The organism is Rhizobium sp. CCGE531 (genome assembly GCF_003627795.1).
GTDB lineage: Bacteria > Pseudomonadota > Alphaproteobacteria > Rhizobiales > Rhizobiaceae > Rhizobium.
In genome coordinates, this window is record NZ_CP032684.1 from 3,351,389 (window position 1) to 3,372,486 (window position 21,098).

Sequence of the window (21,098 nt, forward strand, 5' to 3'; positions counted from 1 at the left end):
GCTTGTATTCCTTACTTAACCGCGCCGAAGGTGAGGCCGCGAACGAGTTGTTTCTGGCTGAACCAGCCGAGGATCAGGATCGGAGCGATCGCCATGGTCGATGCCGCCGAAAGCTTGGCATAGAACAGGCCCTCCGGACTGGAATAGGAGGCGATGAACGTGCTCAGCGGCGCCGCGTCGACGGCGGAGAGATTGAGTGTCCAGAAGGCCTCGTTCCACGCGAGGATGATGTTGAGCAACATCGTCGAGGCAAGGCCGGGGATCGCCATCGGCGTCAGGACATAGATGATCTCTTTTGCCAGCGTCGCGCCGTCCATGCGAGCCGCTTCGAGGATTTCGCCGGGGATTTCCTTGAAGTAGGTATAGAGCATCCAGACGATGATCGGCAGGTTGATGAGCATCAGGACGATCACCATGCCCAGCCGGCTGGCGAACTGGTTGTTCAGGAGACCGAAGCTCTGGAACAGCAGATAGATCGGGATGAAGGCGCCGACCGGCGGCATCATCTTCGTCGACAGCATCCACATCAAGACGTCCTTGGTCCGCTTGGTCGGCGAGAAAGCCATGGCCCAGGCGGCCGGTACTGCGACGAGCAGGCCGAGAATGGTCGAACCGAAGGCGATGATGACCGAATTGCCGAAGTGGAGGAAGTAATCCGAGCGCGACTGCACCTCGAAATAATTCTCCAGCGTCCAGTGGAAGAAGAGGAACTGCGGCGGCGAGGCGATAGCGTCGCCCTCCGTCTTGAAGCTCGTCAGGATCGTCCACAGGATGGGGAAGAAGATGAGGATTGCGACGATCCAGGCGGCGATCGAAACGGCGATCTTGCGTTGCGTGGTGATCTTGCGTGCCATCTCAAGCCTCCAGATTCTTGCCGACCGCGCGCATCACGAAGATCGCGACGATATTGGCGAGGATGACCGCGATGATGCCGCCCGCGGATGCGCCGCCGACGTCCTGCGACAGGACGATCTGCGAATAGACCAGATAAGTGAGGTTCGTCGTCGCCGTGCCCGGCCCGCCATTGGTGGTGACGAGGATCTCGGCGAAGGCGGACAGCAGGAAGATCGTCTCGATCAGGATCACCACGGTGATGGCGCGGGCCAGATGCGGTAGGGTGATGTAGATGAATTTCGAAACCGGCCCGGCGCCATCCATCTCGGCGGCTTCCTTCTGCTCCTCGTCCAGCGATTGCAAGGCAGTCAGCAGGATGAGCGTCGCGAAAGGCAGCCATTGCCAGGCAACGATGATGATGATCGACAGCAGCGGAACAGTTTCCAGCCAGGTCAGCGGATCAAGCCCGAAAAATTTGAAGAGATGCGCCAGAAGCCCGTTCACCGGGTTCATGAACATGTGCTTCCAGATGAGGGCGGCGACCGTCGGCATCACGAAGAAGGGCGCAAGCACCAGCATGCGCACGATGCCCTGGCCGAAGATCGGCTGATCGAGAAGGAGCGCCAGCGCAATACCGCCGATGACGGTGATGAGCAGCGCGCCGCCGACAAGCAGGAGCGTCACGATCAGCGAGCTCAGGAAAGCCGGGTCGCTGATGAAGTATTCGTAGTTGAGCCAGCCGATGAAATCATGCGCGCCGGGCGACAGCAGATTGTAGTTCAGCGTCGAGAAATAGATCGTCATCACGAGCGGGACGATCATCCACGCGAAGAGGAGCAGAACCGAAGGCGCCATCATGACGCGCGCGGTGGAACGGGTGTGCAACGTTGCCATGGCAAGTACCGACCTATCTTTTAAAAGGAGGGGATGGCCGCGGACCGGCTGAAACAAAAAGGGCCGCCAAGGGCAGTTCGGCGCTCGGCGGCCTAGAGGAAAGCAGTGCTCGAGAGGGTGCACCGCTTTCCTTAGCTTCGAAGGCCCTTACTTCGGATAGCCGGCCTTCTTCATTTCGCGTTCGGTCAGCTGCTGGGCAGCCTTGAGCGCCTGATCGACGGAGATCTGGCCGGCAAGGGCGGCGGAGAACTGCTGGCCGACAGCCGTGCCGATACCCTGGAATTCGGGGATGGCGACGAACTGGACGCCGACATAGGGAACCGGCTTGACGGTCGGATGCGTCGGATCAGCCGAGTTGATCGAGTCGAGCGTCATCTTCGCGAAAGGCGCTGCCTTCTGGTAGTCCGCACTCGCGTAGAGCGACGTACGGGTGCCGGGAGGTGCGTTCAGCCAGCCTTCCTTCTGTGCGACAAGGTTGGTGTATTCCTTGCTGGTAGCCCAGGAAATGAACTTCTCCGCGGCTTCTGTCTTCTTCGACGAAGCCGGGATGGCGAGGTTCCATGCCCAGAGCCAGTTGCCGCGCTTGCCGAGGCCCTTGTCCGGCGCCAGAGCGAAGCCGACCTTGTCGGCGACCTTCGATTCCTTCGGATCGGAGACGAAGGAAGCAGCAACCGTCGCGTCGATCCACATGCCGCACTTGCCGGATTGGAACAGGGCCAGGTTTTCGTTGAAGCCGTTGGAAGAAGCGCCCGGAGGGCCGGCATCCTTCATCAGCTTGACATAGAAGCTCAGCGTGTCCTTCCATTCCGGCTGGTCGAACTGTGCCTTCCACTTTTCGTCGAACCAGCGGGCGCCGAAGGAATTCGACATCGCCGTCAGGAATGCCATGTTCTCGCCCCAGCCTGCCTTGCCGCGAAGGCAGATGCCGTAGACTTCATGGTCCTTGTCGGTGATCTTGCGGGCCGCATCGGCGACGAAGTCCCAGGTCGGTGCGTCCGGCATCTTCAGGCCGGCCTTCTCGAACAGGTCCTTGCGATACATCACCATCGAGCTTTCGCCATAGAACGGTGCTGCATAGAGCTTGCCATCGGTGGTCAGACCGCTGCGAATGGCAGGGAGAAGGTCATCCGCCGCATAGTCCTTGTCGGCGGAAAGCTTGTCGAGCGATGCAAGCCAGCCAAGCTTGCTCCAGATCGGCACTTCGTAGGTGCCGATGGTCAGCACGTCGTACTGGCCGCCCTTGGTAGCGATGTCGGTCGTAACCTTCTGGCGCAATACGTTTTCTTCAAGCGTGACCCATTGCAGGTCGATACCGGGGTTCTTGGCTTTGAAATCGTCCGTAAGCTTCTGCATACGAACCATGTCGCCATTATTGACCGTCGCGATCGTGAGGGTTTCCGCGGTCGCCAGGCCGGCAAACATCAGCGCCGAGCAGGCGCTCAGCAGTAAAGTTTTCAATTTCATATCTTCCTCCCAGAAGACTAAAAATGAGCATTCGCTTTGCTCGTGGGCAATTACTCGCTTATTGCGAAAAAATGTCAATGCGAATTCGTTGCTGCATTGCCGAGCAAGCAACCCATCCTCTTGTTTTTATGTAGAAATTTTTTGCTCAGTCCCTGAGCAAAAATTCAGCAACTGCCTCGTCGGTGATCAAACCGTTGATTTGCCGGCCGACAACGGCGGCCTTGATCGCCTCGAACTTGCGTCTTCCTTTGGCGATTCCAATGACCGAACAGGTGTCTCGTGAGGGTATCGGCGCGCTGGCGACGCGATCGTTGACATCATCAGGCATGAGCCTGCCATCGCCATCGAAAAGCCAGCCGCAGATCTCGCCGGCAGCGCCGCGGTTCATCAACGCGAGCATCTCGTCCTTCTCGAGGAAGCCGTCGAGGCAGAGCGGCGCTTCGATACCCATCTCGCCGATGCCGACAAAGGTTACGTCGGCCTGGGCGCTGATATCCAGCGTCGAGCGCACCAGCGCTTGCGCATGCAGCAGCTCGCGTTCCTCGGCCGACGATACCAGCACCGGCAGCGGCATCGGAAAATGCCGCGCCTTGATGACATCGGCCATGCTGAAGATGACGTTGTAATAGGCGGCCGAACCGTCCGGGCCGATATTGCCCGTCAGCGACACCACCCGGTGCTGCAGACATTCGATGGCCGGCAGTTGGTCGACCGCGGCCTTCAGCGTGCGTCCGGTGCCGATCGCTAATACGATCGGATCGCTGCGCCGCAGCCAGCGTTCGATTTCGGCAGCCCCGGCTTCGGCAATGCCGATGGTGGAAGAGGTACTGTCCGGATCGCTCGGCACGACATCGATATGCCGGAGATTGAATTTCGCTTTCAGCGCCGCGGCATATTCCAGACAGGCGGCGATCGGGTGATCCAGCCGCACCTTGATCAGCCGTTCGGCAACGGCGAGCGATACCAGCCTCTGCGCCGACTGGCGGGAGATTCCCATTGCGACCGCAATCTCGTCCTGCGTCCGGCCGGCGACGTAATAGAGCCAGCCGGCCCGCGCCGCATCGTCAAGCCGCCCCTGGGAATCCAGCTTTCTCGCCATCGCATTCCTTTATCGAAACAGCGCTGTTATCCGAATATCGGATCACTCAGTTTCCGGCGGGATGACGCCCTTGGTCAAGGTGAAACAACCGTAGAAACGGCGTTCGCCGGTCTGGATGACGCAGTAGGCATCCTTGGCGCGCTCGTAGAAAGCGTAGCGCTCGACCGGCGACAGTGGCCAATGCTTGCCCTCGGCCTTGTCGATCGCAGCCTGAACCTCACGCTGAACCTGCGGCACTTCGTCAGGCGCGCCGACCACTTCCATGCGCGTTGCGGCATCGTCGATGAACGTATCGAGCGGCATCAATGACAATATGGCGGCAACCGCGTCGGCGGCCGGCACGTTGTCGATGCGCAGAAGCTCGCCCAGAACCGTCTGGCTCGCGATGGCTTCCGCCGGGAAATTCGTATCGACCACGACGAGCATGTCGCCATGTCCCATCGATTTCAGCGCGTAGAGCACATCCGCATTCAACAGCGGCGAAATTCCCTTCAGCATGACCGAGCATCCTCCAATAGCCTACGCGGCCATCCGGCGGCCGCTTCGTTCTCCGCGCAAACAAGTAACCATCGCGTTCCTGTCTGTCCATAGGCGCCGGGAACGTTTTCGGCGGACGGGTGCCCCAAGAACTGTGCATCCAGGCGTGGCTTATTTCGGCCGTTATTGACCCGATAGCCTCGTCGGCATTAACTGAAGCGCGTTCAATAGTTGAGAGGTGCAGGTGCGCATTCTTCTGGTAGAGGACGACGACGCGATCGGCGGCGCGGTTCGCGACCATATCGCGGCAGGCCCGCACGCCGTCGACTGGGTCAAGAATCTCACCGATGCCGATGAGGTTACCAGCGCCGTGCAGTACGGCCTTGTCCTTTTGGACCTGCAGCTTCCCGACGGCAGCGGCATCGATTTTCTGAAGCGGCTGCGCCGTAGGCCCGATGAAACACCCGTCATCATCCTCACGGCGCGCGACCAGATTTCCGATCGCATCGAGGGATTGAACAGCGGCGCGGACGACTATCTCGTCAAGCCGTTCAATCTCGGCGAGCTCACCGCCCGCATCCTGGCGGTAGCGCGCCGCTATACCGGCAGCCCGCAGCCGACCATCCGCTTTGCCGATCTCGAAATCGACCAGCCGCAGCGGCGTGTCCGGCTGGAGGGCAAGGATGTGGTGCTGACGGGGCGCGAATGGGCCGTGCTCGATCTGCTGGTTGCAAGGCCCGGCGCCATCGTCTCGAAAGACAAGATAGAAGAAGCACTCTATGCCTTCGGCTCCGAGATAGAGAGCAATACGGTGGAAGTCTATGTCAGCCGCCTGCGCAAGAAGATCGGCAGGGACCGGATCCGGACAGCACGCGGCGTCGGCTATTGCCTGGGTGAGCGATGACGCCGCGGAAAAGCCCAAGCCGCGCCAGCATCACCCGTCGCCTGGTCGCAGCACTTACCGGGACTGTCGTCGTCTTCTGGCTGATTGCGGTCGGCATCGGTGTCTATGTCGTCAACAAGGAGCTCTCCGAGACCTTCGACGGCGCATTGCAGGAAACCGCCGAGCGTCTCCTGCCCCTGGTGCTTGACGATCTCGCCAATCGCGCTCATTCGGGCGACCCACAAAGCCTGGAGGAGCTCAACAAGGGGCTGAACCGCGAATATCTGACGTACCAGGTGATGGATGCGAACGGCAAGGTCATCCTGCACTCCCACGATGCCCCGGCCACGGCCTATGACGTGCCGCTGAAGATCGGCTTCCACAATACGCCGCGATACCGGATCTATACGGAATCATCGGCTGACGGGACGATCTTCCTGCATGTCGCGGATGCCTTCAAGAATCGCCGCGAAGCATCCCGCGAAAGCGGTGTCGCGTTGCTTTGGCCGCTGCTTGCCCTCATTCCCGCCAGCATCGTCGCCATCGGCTTCGTCGTCGGCCGTTCGCTCAGGCCGATCGACCGCCTGCGATCGCAGATTGCCACCAAGGACAGCGGCAATATGGCGCCATTGGACAGCGAGACGCTGCCGCGTGAGCTGCAGCCGATTGCGCGCTCCGTCAATCTCCTGCTCGACCGCCTACGCTTCGCCCTCGAAGCCGAGCGGGAATTCACCGCCAACAGCGCCCATGAGCTGCGCACCCCGATCGCGGGCGCGCTCGCCCAGACCCAGCGCCTGATCGCAGAACTGCCGCAAGGGCCTCTGACGGACCGAGCCGGCCGCATCGAGACGTCACTTTCCAATCTGGGGCGGCTGGCGGAAAAACTGCTGCAGCTCTCCCGCGCTCAAGCCGGCATCGGCGCCGGCGATAAACCGGCCGACCTGGTGGCGGTCATCGAAACCGTCATCGGCGACTACGATCGGGACACCGGCACGGCCGGCCGCGTCCAGCTGGAAAATGACGCAAAGGCGAAACTGATCCGTAATGTCGATATCGACGCCTTTGCCATCGTCATGCGCAATCTCATCGAAAATGCGTTGATCCATGGCCCGGACGATGACGAAGTGACGGTCCGCGTCGATGATCGCGCCGTCCGCGTCGTCAACGGTGGCACCGTGCTTTCCGCAAATGAACTTGCTGGCCTGAAGAAGCGTTTTCGGCGCGGCAAGACGAAAGCGGCAGGCTCCGGCCTCGGCCTCTCGATCGTCGAGCGTATCGTCGAGCAGATCGGCGGACATCTCGATCTGCTATCGCCGGCCACCGGCAGGACCAACGGTTTCGAGGCCAGGATCACTCTGCCGGCCGATTGACGACGGCGCGGCCCGGCAAGGATTGATCTTGCAAAGATCGGCAAAGAGTGCAAGCAAGGCCGCATGTTTCCAGCGGGTCGATATTCATGATCGTTTCCTTCGACATCGGCGGCAGCGCCATCAAAGGCGGCATCGCCCGTTCCATGACGGATATCGTGCCGCTGGCACGGCGCCCCACGCCCAAGCATGATTTTGCCGAATTCGTCGCAGTCCTGCGCGATGTCATCGCGGAAGCAGGCGAAAAGCCGGATTGCCTCTCCTTCTCCATTGCCGGCGTGGTCGATCCCGATACGCAGGCGCTGACCTGCGCCAATATTCCCTGCATTCACGCCCGGCACCTCGCCGCCGATCTGGAAGCGGAACTCGGCTATCCCGTGCTGATCGCCAATGATGCCGATTGCTTCGCCATGGCCGAGGCCATGTCCGGCGCCGGCCGCGGCCATCGCATCGTCTTCGGCGCCATTCTCGGCACCGGTGTCGGCGGCGGACTGGTGGCCGACGGCCGGCTGGTCAACGCCGCCGGCGGCTTTGCCGGGGAATGGGGCCACGGTCCGATCATCGCATCCTCCGCCGGCAATCCGCCGGTGGCCATCCCCGCCTATCCCTGCGGCTGCGGCCAGAAGGGCTGCGTCGATACGGTCGGCGGCGCCCGCGGTATCGAGCGCCTGCACAAGACGCTTCACGGCCTGGAACTCTCGAGCGAAGAAATCATCGACCAATGGCTGAAGGGCGACGAGCGCGCGGAACGCACGATCGATGTCATGGTCGATCTGGTCGCCTCGCCGCTCGCTTTGACGGTCAACATAACAGGCGCGACCATCGTTCCGGTCGGCGGCGGTCTTTCCAATGTCGAACCGCTGCTGGCGCGGCTGGATGAAGCGGTGCGCGCCCGCATCCTGCGCAAGTTCGGCCGGCCGCTCGTCGTCCCCAGTGAGTGCAAGCTGGAACCGGGCCTCATCGGCGCCGCCTTGCTTGGCCTGCAATATGCCGGAGAGCGCGATCATGCTGCTTGAGGTCTGCGTCGAGGATATTTCCGGCCTGAAAGCCGCCATCGAGGGCGGCGGCGACCGCATCGAGCTTTGCAGCGCGCTCGCTGTCGGCGGCTTGACGCCAAGCGCCGGGCTGATGGCAGAGGCCGCGAAGATGCCCGTTCCCGTCTACGCCATTATTCGCCCGCGCGCCGGCAGCTTCGTCTGTTCGGCTGATGAGCTCGACGTCATGAAGCGCGACATCGACGCGGCCCGCAATGCGGGGCTGCGGGGCGTCGTGCTCGGAGCCTCCCTACCGGACGGGCAATTGGATTTTGACGCGCTTGCCAGCCTCGCCGCCCATGCGGAAGGTCTCGGCACGACGCTGCATCGCGCCTTCGATCTTGTCCCTGATGTCGCTAAGGCCGTGGAAATGGCCGTCAAGCTCGGTTTCGAGCGCATCCTGACGTCGGGCGGCGCAAAGACCGCCGCGGAGGGCGTCGCCGTGCTCGAACAGGCGATTGCCGCGGCCGCCGGCCGGATCTCCATCATGCCCGGCTCCGGCGTCACGCTCGCAACCATCGGCCGGCTGTGGCCGCGCCTGCAGATCAGCGAGATCCATGCCTCCTGCTCCGCAGCGGTCACCGAAACGGATGAACGCGTCATCGCGCTTGGCTTCTCGACGCCGTCGGTACGCCGCACGGATGCCGCAACCGTCAACGCACTCAAGGCGTATTTCGCCTGAAGGACTGCTCCCGAAGGCGTGCAGCGTTTGCCGACAGCGAGATACGAAAACCAAAGCCCGAAGCACGAGACGCAACGGGCGGATGACCCACGCCTTTTAAGCAAGGTCATGAATTGACAAAGAAACATTAGAATGATCAATCGTTCATAAACGCATATGCTGTAGCCATGAACAAGCTGCACAACATACAGTCACTGCAGCAAGATAGGGTTCCTCGGGAGCAGCTGTGATCTGAACCATGTCGGTGGTGCCACCTCGCAAGAAAAGCAGGGCTGTCTTCTGGATTGCGACGATCGTCATCGGCTCGATCATCCTTGCGACCGCGCTCCTTGCCAACGACATGCGTAACCTCAGGGCGCTGGACAGCCGCTATCATCTCAACCTATTTCCCCAACCGGAACAGCAGGCCGCACCTTTGCCGCCGATATCAGCCCAAGCGCAGCAGCCGGCGCGCGTCGCCACGGCAAACACTCCAGCCGAACATGTGCCGGTGGCAGCAACCGGAGCGCCGAGGCACGATCGCATAAAGCCGACTGGCGATAAATCTTCGGCAAGGAGATCCCATCTGCTGGACGCTCCCGTCGACGCCTTGCTGAGTGCCTTCGTGCGCAACTGGCGGATATCGGGTCAGACGCTTTGCGCCGATCTCGAAAAGTTCGGCCTGCCCGTAGGCGAATGGCGGCAAAGCGAATTGGGCGGCGGCACATCGGAATGCAGCTATGCCGTCCAGAAGGGCGTCTACGGCAAGGCGAACGCGGCTTCTTTCTTCATCATCGCGCGTGGCAAGCCGACCGGCGAACTCGAGACCATCCGTATCAAGGTGATCATGCCCGACAATGACGATGGCAAGGCCATCGCCAGCACCTTCATCGACACTGTCGTCCTGCTGCTGAACGAGACCCATTGGCTGGATTTCCAGGTGTCGCTGAATGCGATCGGCACGCTTCAGGATGTGACGCTGCAGGCCTTCGGCGCCAAGCTCGCCTTTTTCAAGGAATTCCAGAGCAACAACAATTTCAACCTTCAGCTGGAATTGCGCAGAACGGCGCCGGAGCAGATCCGAACCGCCATTGTTTTCGACAAGGCGCGCTGGACCCTTCCCTCTCCCTAACTACACGTTCCGACGACCCGGTTTTTGTTGCACCGCGCCATGGATGGTGCTCATATGGGTGACGATTCCGATGGCTGGCGGATCACCGGCCGGCAGCACCATGTTTCCCGAGAGCACGAGGCGGTTTCCGAAGGGATCCATGCAAATCGTCAAACGCGCCGGTCCCCAGCCGGACGTTGGAAAGCCATTACATTCCATGGATTCGACAGATCCCAATCCGCAGAGCCAGACTTTCGCGGTCGAACGAAACCCCAGCCTGCGCTACATCATTCCCGCCGTGGTTGCCGTCGCCTTCCTGATGGAACAGCTCGACTCGACCATCCTCATCACCGCCGTCCCCGACATCGCCAAGAGCCTCGGTACGACGCCGGTGCGCATGAACCTGGCCGTCACGACCTATATCCTGACGCTCGCCATGTTTATCCCGGTGAGCGGCTGGTTTGCCGATCGCTTCGGCGCGCGCCGCATCTTCGTGCTCTCGCTCTTCATTTTCACGCTCGGCTCGATCCTGTGCGGCTTGGCGACCAGTCTGCCGATGCTGATCGCCACCCGCGCGCTTCAGGGCTTCGGCGGCGCGATGATGACGCCGGTCGGGCGTCTCATCCTCATCCGCAGCTTCCCGCGCAGCCAGCTGGTGACTGCCATGACCTATATGACCCTGCCCGCTGTCATCGGGCCGGTGATCGGCCCCGTGCTCGGCGGCTTCCTGACGACCTATCTTTCCTGGCGCTGGATCTTCTGGGTGAACCTGCCCTTCGGCCTGATCGGCATGGTCATGGCGCTGCGCTACGTCGAGGACACGGACCGCGACGAGACGATCAAGTTCGATTTTCCCGGCTTCGTCATGGTCGGCCTCGGCTGCGTGCTGTTGCAATACGGTATTGAGAATATCGGTCGTCCAGCCATTCCGGTCTGGGGCATCTTCCTCGTTCTCGCTGCCGCCGGCCTCTTGCTGGTCGGCTTCATCCGCTATGCGAGAACGGCGCAATCGCCAGCCGTGGATCTCACCTTGTTCAAGCTGCGCACATTCCGCATCGGCACGCTCGCTGGCGGCATCTGTCGCGTCGGGCTGAACGGCGCGCCCTTCCTGCTGCCGCTGATGCTGCAGGTCGGCTTCGGTCTGAGCCCGATCGTCTCCGGCACGCTGACCTTCGTCAGCGCTCTCAGCGCCCTCGCCGTGCGGCCGGTTTCGGCAAGGCTGCTGAAGCTCTATGGCTTCGATCGCATCCTGACCTGGAGCGCCATGTTTGGTGCCGCCGCCGTTGCCGGCTTCGCGCTGATCACGCCCGACACGCCGCACTGGTTCATCATCATCTACGTCTTCATCTTCGGGCTGGCTCGGGCGGCGCAGTTCATGACCTCCAACACCCTGTCCTATTCCGACACGCCGGCCGCCCAGCTCAGTCGCGCGACCAGCCTCGGCGGCGTCCTGCAGCAACTGAGCGTTAGCTTCGGCATTTCCATCGCCGCCATGCTGCTCGGTCTTGTGACTTTGGACGGATCGCCGCTGACGCCGGAGAAATTCCACACGGCATTCCTGTTGATGGCAGTCATTCCCCTTCTCGGCATACCCGGCTTCCTCAAGCTGCAGCCGGAAGACGGCGCACAGGTGAGCGGCCATCAGCGTCGGCCAAAAAAACAGTCATAGCGATTTGGACTTTTACGCTGCAAGCGCCGAGGCGCGGGGATGAACGAGATGATCGCGAAGCACCGCGCCCGAGCGGTCGACTTCCTGCATCAGCACGTCGTAACTCCACAGATCGGCGAGGTGCTGCAGCACGCGCTTGGCGTCCATATCGTCAAGCAATGCGCCGTTCAAAACCGTATGCCTGACCAGAAGCCGTCTGTCGCCTGCAAGATCGACATCGACGATCTCGATATGCGGATCGATCCAGCCGACATCATATTGTCGCGACAGTTCCCGCCGGATGCGACGATAGCCGCGCTCGTCGTGAATGGCGGCAACCCTTAGCCCCTCTTCCTCTTCCGGATCGTCGGTCAGCTGGAACATGCGCATCTTGCGCATCAGGTGCGGGCTCAGGAACTGCGCCACGAAGCTCTCGTCGCGATAGTTCGCCCAGAGATCCCGCAGCACCGCCATGGCATCGCCGGTGCCGGCAATCTCGGGGAACCACTGACGATCCTCTTCCTTCGGCTTCGTCACGATGCGCTCGATATCCTGCATCATGGCAAAGCCGATCGCGTAAGGGTTGAGGCCGGAATAGCGCTGATCGTTGAAGGTCGGCTGGAAAACCACATTGGTATGCGATTTCAGGAACTCCAGGAAATCGCCGTCGCTGATGCCGCCAAGCTCGTGTAGCCGCGTCATGATGCGGTAGTGCACATAGGTCGCCGTGCCCTCGTTCATCACCTTGGTCTGGCTTTGCGGATAGAAATATTGGGCGACATGCCGCACGATGCGGATGATCTCGCGCTGCCAGGGCTTCAGGCGCGGCGCCATCTTTTCGAGAAAATAGAGGATATTCTCCTGCGGCAGGCCCGCCAGCGAACGCCGCCGCTCCAGATCGAGATCATGGGTCTTCTTGCCCGACCCGGCCGGAACCGTGCGCCAGAGATCGTTGAAAATCTTCTCGTCATATTCGCGCCGCTCGCGCTCGCGCTTTTCCTCGTCGCGCAGGTCCGGCGTCTTCTTGCCGGCATAGCGATGGACACCATGCGACATCAGCGCATGCGCGGCATCCAGCGTGCGCTCGACCGCGGCGTGGCCGTAGCGCTCCTCGCAGCGCGCGATATAGCTCTTGGCGAAATTGAGGTAGTCGAGAATGCCTTCGGCATCGGTCCAGAGCTTGAAGAGATAGTTGTTCTTGAAGAAGTGGTTGTGGCCGAAAGCGGCATGCGCGATGACAAGCGCCTGCATCGTCGCCGTGTTCTCCTCCATCAGATAGGAAATGCAGGGGGAACTGTTGATGACGATCTCATAGGCGAGCCCGCGCAGGCCCTTGCGATAGAAGGCCTCGTGATGGGCGAAGTGCTTGCCGAAGGACCAGTGCTTGTAGAACAGCGGCATGCCGATCGAGGAATAGACGTCGAGCATCTGCTCGGCGGTGATGATCTCGATCTGATTGGGATAGACGTCGAGACCAAGCTCGTTGATGGCGATCCTCTCGCAGGCATTGTGGATCCGCTGGATGGTGGCGAAATCCCAGTCCGCACCCTCGAAAAGCCGCTCCATCGATGTCTCTGCCATCATCAGCCCCTTGTTTCCGCCGTCCGGCGCTGGAAGAGATCGTGGAAGACCGGGTAGATCTGGCTGCGATCGCTGACACGCCGCATGGAAAGCACCGGCCATCCCGCCTGCATCCGCTCGTAGAGCGACCAGATCGCCGAGCCGGAGGAGATCGCGACGCTGCGCGATTCGCCCACTTCCAGATAAGCAAAATATTGGCACACGGGCAGGATCTCGCTCGTCATCAGCGCCGCCGTCGTCGCATTGTCGGAATAGGCATTGTCGCCGTCCGACGCCTGCGCCGCGTAGATGTTCCAGTCCGAGGCCGGGAAACGATCACGCACGATCCGCCGCATGGCTTCGAGAGCGCTCGAAACCTGCGTGCCGCCCGTCGCCGGGCTGCGGAAGAAGGTCTCCTCGTCCACCTCTTCAGCGACATCTGTATGGCGGATGAACACGATTTCGACACGGCGGTACTGCCTTGTCAGGAAAATATAGAGCAGCATGTAGAAGCGCTTGGCGAGATCCTTCATGTGCTCGGTCATCGAGCCGGATACGTCCATCAGGCAGAACATGACGGCCTGCGCCACCGGCTTCGGCTCGTTCTCGAAACGGCGATAGCGGATGTCGATCGGATCGATATAGGGGATGCGGCGGACCTTCGATTCCAGCTTCTTGATTTCGGCTTCGAGCTGCGCGCGGCGCTTCTCGTCCTCGCATTCCTCAGCCTCTTCGATGAGTTTTTCGACTGTTTCCGGCTTCGGCCGATGCAGCGCAACACGGCGCATCATCGCAAGCCGCATCGTGCGGTTGATGGCAAGATTGGCGGGCGATCCCGTCACCGAATAGCCTGCTCGCACCGGGTTGATCTGGTCCGCCGACATCAGGCGCCGCTTGGCGAGATCCGGAAGTTCGAGGTCGTCGAGGAAGAGATCGAGAAATTCATCCCGCGTCAGGATGAAGCGGAAGGCATCCTCGCCGGTGCCGTCACCGCCGGCGCGCGGCCTGCCACCGCCGCTTTCCGGACGGGGAAGGATATCGCCTTCGACGAAGTCCTTGTTGCCGGGAAGAATATGCTCCTTGAGGCCCTCCGGGCCACGATGGAACCGAGGCTCCTCGGTTCCATCCAGGGGAATGCTGATTTCGCCACCTTTCAGAATGTCCTGAATGTCGCGATTTTGAGAGGCTTCATAGACCGCTCTTTGCACCAGCGCTTTTGCTCTACGCAAAAACCGTTGACGATTTTCCAGACTTTTACCGCCTGGGTTCAGGCGTCTGTCAACAATGTGCATTCCTTCTTCCTTGGTGGCTCATCCCGCCTGTTTCACACGCATGTACCATTCCACAAGCCGCCGAACCTGGCGCTCCGTATAGCCCCGCGCAACCATGCGCTCGACGAATTCGCCATGTTTCTTCTCCGACTCGCCGTCCTTCTTGGACCCGAACGAGATAACAGGCAAAAGATCCTCGACCTGGGAGAACATCCGCTTTTCGATGACTTCCCGGATCTTCTCGTAGCTGGTCCAGGACGGGTTCTTGCCGCCATGGCCCGCTCGTGCCCGCAGGCAGAACTTGACGACCTCGTTGCGGAAATCCTTCGGGTTGGCGATACCCGCCGGCTTTTCGATCTTGGTGAGTTCCTGGTTCAGAAGCTCGCGGTCGAGAAGCTGGCCCGTATCTGGATCCTTGAAGTCGACATCCTCGATCCAGGCGTCGGCATAGTCGACATAGCGATCGAAGAGGTTCTGGCCGTAATCCGCATAGGATTCCAGATAGGCCTTCTGGATCTCGTTGCCGATGAACTCCGCATAGCGTGGTCCGAGTTCGCTCTTGATAAACTCGATATAAAGCTTCTCGGTTTCAAGCGGCAGCTGTTCCCGGCGGATTGCCTGTTCCAGCATGTACATCAGATGCACCGGATCGGCGCCGACCTCGGTCGTGTCATAGTTGAAGGTCGCCGCCAGCACCTTGAAGGCAAAACGGGTGGAAGCCCCGTCCATACCTTCGTCGACACCGGCGGAATCGCGATATTCCTGCACGCTGCGCGCTCTCGGATCGGTCTCCTTCAGGCTTTCGCCGTCATAGACCCGAAGCTTGGAGAAGGCCGTCGAGTTCTCGTGCTTGGAAAGCCGCGTCAAAACCGTGAAGCGGGCGAGCGTCTCCAATGTTGACGGCGCGCAGGGAGCGTCGCTGAGTTCGGATTCCTCGATCAGCTTCTCGTAAATCTTCTGCTCTTCGGTGACCCGCAGGCAATAAGGCACTTTCACGACGCAGATGCGATCGATGAAGGCCTCGTTGTTCTTGTTGGCCTTGAAGGTCTGCCACTCCGACTCGTTAGAGTGAGCGAGGATGATGCCGGAGAAGGGTATCGCGCCGATGTTTTCGGTGCCGATATAGTTGCCTTCCTGCGTTGCCGTCAGCAGCGGATGCAGCATCTTGATCGGCGCCTTGAACATCTCGACGAATTCGAGAATGCCCTGGTTGGCGCGGTTCAGTGCACCGGAATAGCTGTAGGCGTCGGGGTCGTTCTGCGCCAGGCTTTCGAGCTTGCGGATATCCACCTTGCCGACCAGCGAGGAGATATCCTGGTTGTTCTCGTCACCCGGCTCAGTCTTGGCGACGGCGATCTGCCGCAGCCGCGAAGGCTGTATCCGAACCACCTTGAAGCGGGAAATATCGCCCTCGAATTCCTCGAGGCGCTTGAGGCACCAGGGGCTCATGAGCCCAGTCAAGCGCCGGCGCGGAATGCCATAGCGTTCCTCGATCATCCCCCCCATGGTGACGGGATCGAACAGGCTGAGCGGGCTTTCGAAGACCGGGCTCAGATCATTGCCGGCCTTCAGCACATAGACGGGATGCACCTCCATCAGCGACTTCAGCCGCTCGGCGAGCGAGGATTTGCCGCCGCCGACAGGCCCGAGCAGATAGAGAATCTGCTTGCGTTCTTCCAAGCCTTGAGCCGCATGGCGGAAGAAGGCGACGATGCGTTCGATCGTCTCTTCCATGCCGAAAAAGCCAGAGAAAGCCGGATAAGTCCGGATGGTCCGGTTCATGAAGATACGCCCAAGCCTGGTGTCCTTGGCCGTATCGATCAGCAGCGGATCACCCATGGCTGCCAGCAGCCGCTCTGCCGCATTTGCGTACATGAGCGGATCATCCCGGCACGCTTCCAGGTATTCCGAAAATGACATCTCGACTTCGCGCCGTGCTTCGAAAGAACGGGCGAATGTGTTGAACAGAACATCGTTGTTTAACATGGCGCCTCGGTAGCTTGCTATTGCAATAAACGCCGGCTTTTACGAGATCACTTCATCCCGCTGTATCTAAGGTGCGGTATGACTCGCTTCGAATCAATAGGTGATCTGTCAATAATTCGTACGCTTGATTCCGAATGTCATCAATATCTTGATGGGATCATGCACCGAATTAATGAAACACAACCATAAGATTGTTGCGATCAAAACACTGCACGCAAAAATCTTCACTTCAATGACCAAGCAGCTCGTCGGGCATTCATCCGAAAACCCGATCTGAACGAGGAATTGGTCGAAGCCAGCGTCGCGCTTCATTGTCCATATGATTTAGGAGAAAAGATGATGTCTGGAGCGAAAAGTAATTTACCCCCTCGGGAGACCGACGTATGGTTGCAAGGTGCTAATCAATATTGATAATCGGGGTCATCATACACTCAGCTATTAGCGGTCTCACGGAATGGTCTTATGCAATGAAGGCGGTGAGCAGAAGCCAGACAACCAAGTTCAGCTAGGGGGCCACCAACTAACGGACGGCCACAGCCAGGCGCGCAGAACGCTAGGGAAAGCAGCCTAAACTCAACTACCTCAGACATTGTTCTTACGACATCCATCGATGTTCCCAATCGCAAAATTGAACGAGTCGTATCGATTGTAGCAACCGAAGTTGCCCTGGGGTTGAATGTCTTCAGAGACATTGCCAACAATTGCAGAGATTTCATTGGCGGGCGCTCGAACTCCTCACAAAAGGCATTGGAAGACGCCCGCTTGGAATGTCTCGCAGAGTTGAGACGCAAAGCAGCCGCGGCAGGAGCCGATGCAGTAATAGCGATCGATCTTGATTATGATCAGCTCTCGACGCACAGCGGCGGAGGCATTCTGTTCGTTGCGGCAACCGGCACGGCAGTTAAGCTGGCACCGATGTAGAAATCATTCATATCAAGGGAATGAATGGTGCCCAGAGCCGGAATCGAACCAGCGACACGCGGATTTTCAATCCGCTGCTCTACCAACTGAGCTATCTGGGCATCCGTGCTTCGCGTCGAAGAAAGAGCCTTGAGGGGCGCCGGGCGGTTGGTTCGCCCCGGAAGCGAGCGGGGTTATAGCATCTTGTTCGGCCATGTCCAGCAGCAAATGACTCTTTTTTGACAGGAAATCGAATTTTGGCAATTCGCGAACAAAATGAAGGGGTTCGTAAGCGCGAACGACGTTGGAAAGCCGCACTCAGTCTTGATCGGAACCGTCGGTCTTCGTCTCGTCTTCGGCCACGGGGATGGCATAGGAGCCGTTGAGCCAGCGCGAAAGATCGACGGAACGGCAGCGATCCGAGCAGAAGGGATAGTGTTCGCGCACCGACTGGCGGCCGCATTCCGGACAGGGGCGCGTCTTGCGCAGCGGCTCGACCTTCGAGCCCACCTTGATATCCTCACCCTTTGTCATGATCGCTATCCTTCCTGCCATCCGGCGTGGACGTCGAACCCCTCGCCTGCGAGCAGCAGCATGGTTTCATAAAGCGGCAATCCGACGACATTGGTGTAGGAACCGATCAATTTCTGCACGAAGGAACCGGCAAGTCCCTGAATGCCATAGGCTCCGGCCTTGCCCCGCCATTGTCCGGAGGCGAGATACATTTCGATGTCGCGGCTTGAGAGCCGCTTGAAGCGCACCTTGGTTTCGATAACCTTCTGGCGCAGCTTGCGGTCCGGCGTGATCAGGCAGATGCCGGTATAGACGATGTGGCCGCGTCCGGAGAGCAGATGCAGCGCCGCGGACGCTTCATCGACGAATTCCGCCTTGGGCAGCATGCGCCGTCCGACGGCGACAACCGTATCGGCCGAGAGAATATAGCTACCCTGCCAGGCGGCGTCGCTCTTGATCGCGGCATGCGCCGCCTCGCCCTTCTCGGTCGAAAGCCGCCGCGCCAGCGAGCGCGGATGCTCCGACTTCTTCGGCGTCTCGTCGATGTCCATGGGCATGAGACGCGCGGGCTCGATGCCTGACTGGTGCAGGAGCTCGACGCGACGCGGCGATCCGGACGCCAGTATCAACTTATGTTTCAACGCCATCAGATCTCGACCTGTCATGCGGGGATGAGAGCCGGCTCCGGAGCATGATGCCAAAAAGTGTCGGGGCATCCGGCTCCAGCGAGCGGCGGACTATTTGAAACGGTAGGTGATGCGGCCCTTGGTCAGGTCGTAAGGGGTCATTTCCACCAGCACCTTGTCGCCGGCCAGAACGCGGATGCGGTTCTTGCGCATGCGGCCCGCGGTATGGGCGATGATCTCGTGTTCGTTTTCCAACTTCACGCGAAAGGTCGCGTTCGGCAGGAGTTCGGTAACGACACCGGGAAATTCGAGGACTTCTTCTTTCGGCATTAAAGCTTCTTTTCCTGTCGGTTGGGGCCGGCGCCCATGGTAAAAAGGCTGGGTCGCCGGAAATTTGCGCGGAAACTACACAATCGCCGCGGTTTTGTGAACCACGTTGATAAGGGTTTCTGCATTTGTTTCATCCGCGGCTCTAAAGCGAACCGCGATGTTCCACAAGCCTGCTCTCGATGAGGCCTAGAAGATAGTCCCGCACCGCGCGATAGGCATCCAGAACCTGATCGCGCGTTCCGTCGGTTGCAGAGGGGTCCATCGTCGGCCAATAGATGACGTCGATCGCATTGGCCCGCGTCAATTCCAGCGCGGCATGATGCGCCTCGGGAGACAAGGTGATGATGATATCGAAGAAATCATCCTCCAGCTCCTCCAAGGTCTGCGGCTGCCGCCGGCCGAGCGAAAGCCCCATCTCGGAAAGCACAACATCGACAAAGGGATTGCGCTCGCCGGCCCGTACCCCCGCCGAGGCGATATAGGTGCCCTGCGGCAGCATCTGCCGGGCGATCGCTTCGGCCATGGGGGAACGAATGGCATTCAAGCCGCACATGAAGAGGATGGCGCCGGGGGATTTGCCGATATGCTCGATCGCCTGCCGCTCCTCCATATCAGTCACCCGCGCCAGTAGAGCACGCAGACGAGCGTGAACAGCCGGCGCGCCGTGTCGAAATCCACGGTGATCTTGCCGTTCAGCCGGTCCATCAGCGTCTGCGAGCCTTCGTTGTGGATGCCGCGCCGGCCCATGTCGATCGCCTCGATGCGGCTGGGGGTGGCGGAGCGGATCGCCTCGTAATAGCTCTCGCAGATCATGAAGTAATCCTTCACGATCCGGCGAAACGGCGTCAGCGACAGGATATGGGTGGCGACAACGCCGCCATCTTCCATGCGGATGTCGAAGACCAGCTTCTGGTCGACCAGCGACAGGTTCAAGAGATACGGCCCGCCCTGATGACCGATCGGCTCGAAGCTGTTTTCCTCGATCAGGTCGAAAATGGCGACGGCGCGCTCATGCTCGACATCGGGCGTCGAGCGGCCGATCGTGTCGTCGAGGACCACATCGCTCAGCCGGAAGACGCCCTTGGCCATGCCTTACCCCTCGAGATTGAGGCGGATCGCGACCGATCGCGCATGTGCATCCAGCCCCTCGGAATCGGCAAGCGCGATCGCCGCCGGCCCGAGTGCGCGAAGCTGCTCCGGCCCAAGCCGGAGGATCGAGGTGCGCTTGACGAAATCGAGCACCGAAAGCCCGGAAGAGAAGCGCGCGGACCGCGCCGTCGGCAGCACATGGTTCGAACCGCCGACATAATCGCCGATCACCTCGGGCGTATGACGGCCGACGAAGATCGCGCCGGCATTGCGCACACCGGCAAGCAGCGGCTCGGGGTCGTCGACCGCGAGTTCCAGATGTTCCGCCGCGATGCGGTTGGCAAGCGGAATGGCCTGCTTCAGATCGGAGACCAGGATGACCGCGCCGAAATCCCGCCAGCTCGCCGCCGCCGTCTGCGAGCGGCTGAGCCGCTTGAGCTGCCGCTCGACGGCTGCTTCCACGGCCCTGCCGAATTCGGCATCGTCGGTAATGAGGATCGATTGCGCGCTTTCGTCATGCTCGGCCTGCGCCAGCAGATCGGCGGCGATCCAATCCGGATCGTTGTTCTTGTCGGCGATGACGAGCACCTCCGAGGGGCCGGCGATCATATCGATGCCGACGGTGCCGAACACCTGGCGCTTGGCGGCCGCCACATAGGCATTGCCGGGGCCGGTGATCTTATAGACCGGCTCGATCGTCTCCGTGCCATAGGCAAGGGCTGCGATCGCCTGCGCGCCGCCGATGCGGTAGATTTCCTCGACACCGGCCATGCGGGCGGCGGCAAGCACCGCCGGATTGACGACGCCATCCTTGGTCGGCACGGCGATGACGACGCGATCGACGCCGGCGACCTTGGCCGGCACGGCATTCATCAGCACCGAGCTCGGATAGCTCGCCGTGCCGCCGGGCACATAGAGGCCGACAGCTTCGATCGCCGTCCAGCGCGATCCCAAGCCGACGCCGAGATCGTCCTCATAGATATCGTCCTTCGGCAGCTGCCGGCGATGATGCGATTCGATGCGGGTGGCGGCAACCTTCAGTGCGCCCAGGACCTCGGCCGGAACGGCGGCAACGGCCGCGTCGATCTCGGCTTCGCCGACGCGCATCGGCGTCGTGGCGAAATCGATGCCCTCGAATTTCTTGGAATAGTCCGCAAGGGCCGCGTCGCCGCGCGCCCGCACATCATCGATGATGCCGCGCACCACGACATTCACATCCTCGGACACTTCCCGCTTAGTCGTCAGGAAAGCGGCGAACTGCTGCTCGAACCCTTCCGACGCCTGATCCAGCCAGATAGCCAACGCTGATATTCCCTTCCATCGAGACCGCTTTCGGCGGCCTTATCCAACC

21 protein-coding genes and 1 tRNA gene are annotated in these 21,098 nt (G+C 60.5%); 7 read left to right on the top strand and 15 right to left on the bottom strand.

Annotated elements, in window-relative coordinates; all coding sequences use genetic code 11:
• Positions 1-11 precede the first annotated feature (11 nt).
• From CCGE531_RS16325 to CCGE531_RS16345, 5 genes are all read right to left on the bottom strand, one after another.
• Positions 12-854, bottom strand: coding sequence for a carbohydrate ABC transporter permease (locus CCGE531_RS16325; protein WP_120665124.1), 843 nt, complete (start codon positions 852-854; stop codon positions 12-14).
• 1 nt (position 855) lies between these two features.
• Positions 856-1,728, bottom strand: a complete 873-nt coding sequence (locus CCGE531_RS16330) for a sugar ABC transporter permease (protein ID WP_120665125.1) — start codon at positions 1,726-1,728, stop codon at positions 856-858.
• Between the two features lie 147 nt (positions 1,729-1,875).
• A complete protein-coding gene (locus CCGE531_RS16335; protein WP_120665126.1) occupies positions 1,876-3,192 on the bottom strand; it encodes a sugar ABC transporter substrate-binding protein in 1,317 nt (438 codons plus the stop codon).
• A 145-nt stretch (positions 3,193-3,337) separates the two neighbouring features.
• Positions 3,338-4,291, bottom strand: a complete 954-nt coding sequence (locus CCGE531_RS16340) for a sugar-binding transcriptional regulator (RefSeq protein ID WP_120665127.1) — start codon at positions 4,289-4,291, stop codon at positions 3,338-3,340.
• A 42-nt stretch (positions 4,292-4,333) separates the two neighbouring features.
• Entirely contained in the window at positions 4,334-4,789 is a 456-nt protein-coding gene (locus CCGE531_RS16345; RefSeq protein WP_120665128.1) for an RbsD/FucU family protein, read from the bottom strand.
• A 223-nt stretch (positions 4,790-5,012) separates the two neighbouring features.
• Here CCGE531_RS16345 and CCGE531_RS16350 point away from each other — a divergent pair, with 223 nt between their 5' ends.
• The 6 genes from CCGE531_RS16350 (at position 5,013) to CCGE531_RS16380 (ending at position 11,493) form a co-directional block, all read left to right on the top strand.
• Positions 5,013-5,672, top strand: coding sequence for a response regulator transcription factor (locus CCGE531_RS16350; RefSeq protein WP_120665129.1), 660 nt, complete (start codon positions 5,013-5,015; stop codon positions 5,670-5,672).
• Entirely contained in the window at positions 5,669-7,021 is a 1,353-nt protein-coding gene (locus CCGE531_RS16355; RefSeq protein WP_120665130.1) for an ATP-binding protein, read from the top strand. Before CCGE531_RS16350 ends, CCGE531_RS16355 begins: the two co-directional genes overlap by 4 nt.
• An 86-nt stretch (positions 7,022-7,107) precedes the next feature.
• Positions 7,108-8,034, top strand: a complete 927-nt coding sequence (locus tag CCGE531_RS16360) for an ROK family protein (RefSeq protein ID WP_120665131.1) — start codon at positions 7,108-7,110, stop codon at positions 8,032-8,034.
• Positions 8,024-8,734, top strand: a complete 711-nt coding sequence (locus CCGE531_RS16365) for a copper homeostasis protein CutC (protein ID WP_120665132.1) — start codon at positions 8,024-8,026, stop codon at positions 8,732-8,734. Before CCGE531_RS16360 ends, CCGE531_RS16365 begins: the two co-directional genes overlap by 11 nt.
• 238 nt (positions 8,735-8,972) lie before the next feature.
• Positions 8,973-9,845: a DUF6030 family protein gene (locus CCGE531_RS16370; RefSeq protein WP_120665133.1), complete on the top strand. Its 873-nt coding sequence runs from the start codon at positions 8,973-8,975 to the stop codon at positions 9,843-9,845.
• Positions 9,846-10,041: 196 nt separating this feature from the next.
• On the top strand, positions 10,042-11,493 hold the full coding sequence (locus tag CCGE531_RS16380) for a DHA2 family efflux MFS transporter permease subunit (RefSeq protein ID WP_120665135.1): 1,452 nt from the start codon (positions 10,042-10,044) through the stop codon (positions 11,491-11,493).
• Positions 11,494-11,505: 12 nt separating this feature from the next.
• On the opposite strand, the gene CCGE531_RS16385 is transcribed toward CCGE531_RS16380, so the two are convergent.
• Genes CCGE531_RS16385 through CCGE531_RS16395 form a run of 3 tightly spaced genes read right to left on the bottom strand, consistent with a single transcriptional unit; the run spans position 11,506 to position 16,289 of the window.
• Positions 11,506-13,056: a SpoVR family protein gene (locus CCGE531_RS16385; RefSeq protein ID WP_120665136.1), complete on the bottom strand. Its 1,551-nt coding sequence runs from the start codon at positions 13,054-13,056 to the stop codon at positions 11,506-11,508.
• A complete protein-coding gene (locus tag CCGE531_RS16390; RefSeq protein ID WP_120665137.1) occupies positions 13,056-14,324 on the bottom strand; it encodes a YeaH/YhbH family protein in 1,269 nt (422 codons plus the stop codon). Before CCGE531_RS16390 ends, CCGE531_RS16385 begins: the two co-directional genes overlap by 1 nt.
• A gap of 18 nt (positions 14,325-14,342) precedes the next feature.
• Positions 14,343-16,289, bottom strand: coding sequence for a PrkA family serine protein kinase (locus CCGE531_RS16395; RefSeq protein WP_120665138.1), 1,947 nt, complete (start codon positions 16,287-16,289; stop codon positions 14,343-14,345).
• Positions 16,290-16,877: 588 nt separating this feature from the next.
• Here CCGE531_RS16395 and CCGE531_RS16405 point away from each other — a divergent pair.
• Positions 16,878-17,210 carry a heavy metal-binding domain-containing protein gene (locus CCGE531_RS16405; protein ID WP_120665140.1) on the top strand — a complete coding sequence of 111 codons (333 nt, stop codon included), beginning with the start codon at positions 16,878-16,880 and terminating at the stop codon, positions 17,208-17,210.
• Between the two features lie 25 nt (positions 17,211-17,235).
• Here the strand turns inward: CCGE531_RS16405 and CCGE531_RS16410 are convergent.
• From CCGE531_RS16410 to hisD, 7 genes are all read right to left on the bottom strand, one after another.
• Positions 17,236-17,311, bottom strand: a tRNA-Phe gene (locus tag CCGE531_RS16410).
• Between the two features lie 196 nt (positions 17,312-17,507).
• On the bottom strand, positions 17,508-17,723 hold the full coding sequence (gene yacG, locus CCGE531_RS16420; protein ID WP_120665142.1) for a DNA gyrase inhibitor YacG: 216 nt from the start codon (positions 17,721-17,723) through the stop codon (positions 17,508-17,510).
• A 5-nt stretch (positions 17,724-17,728) separates the two neighbouring features.
• Positions 17,729-18,349: a Maf-like protein gene (locus tag CCGE531_RS16425; protein ID WP_120665143.1), complete on the bottom strand. Its 621-nt coding sequence runs from the start codon at positions 18,347-18,349 to the stop codon at positions 17,729-17,731.
• Between the two features lie 90 nt (positions 18,350-18,439).
• Positions 18,440-18,658 (bottom strand): translation initiation factor IF-1, encoded by a 219-nt coding sequence (gene infA, locus CCGE531_RS16430; protein WP_004117876.1) that lies wholly within the window; start codon positions 18,656-18,658, stop codon positions 18,440-18,442.
• A gap of 142 nt (positions 18,659-18,800) precedes the next feature.
• Positions 18,801-19,268 (bottom strand): low molecular weight phosphatase family protein, encoded by a 468-nt coding sequence (locus tag CCGE531_RS16435; RefSeq protein ID WP_120665144.1) that lies wholly within the window; start codon positions 19,266-19,268, stop codon positions 18,801-18,803.
• 5 nt (positions 19,269-19,273) lie between these two features.
• A complete protein-coding gene (locus CCGE531_RS16440) occupies positions 19,274-19,747 on the bottom strand; it encodes a UPF0262 family protein (protein ID WP_120665145.1) in 474 nt (157 codons plus the stop codon).
• A 3-nt stretch (positions 19,748-19,750) separates the two neighbouring features.
• Positions 19,751-21,049, bottom strand: a complete 1,299-nt coding sequence (gene hisD, locus CCGE531_RS16445; protein WP_120665146.1) for a histidinol dehydrogenase — start codon at positions 21,047-21,049, stop codon at positions 19,751-19,753.
• Positions 21,050-21,098 lie beyond the last annotated feature (49 nt).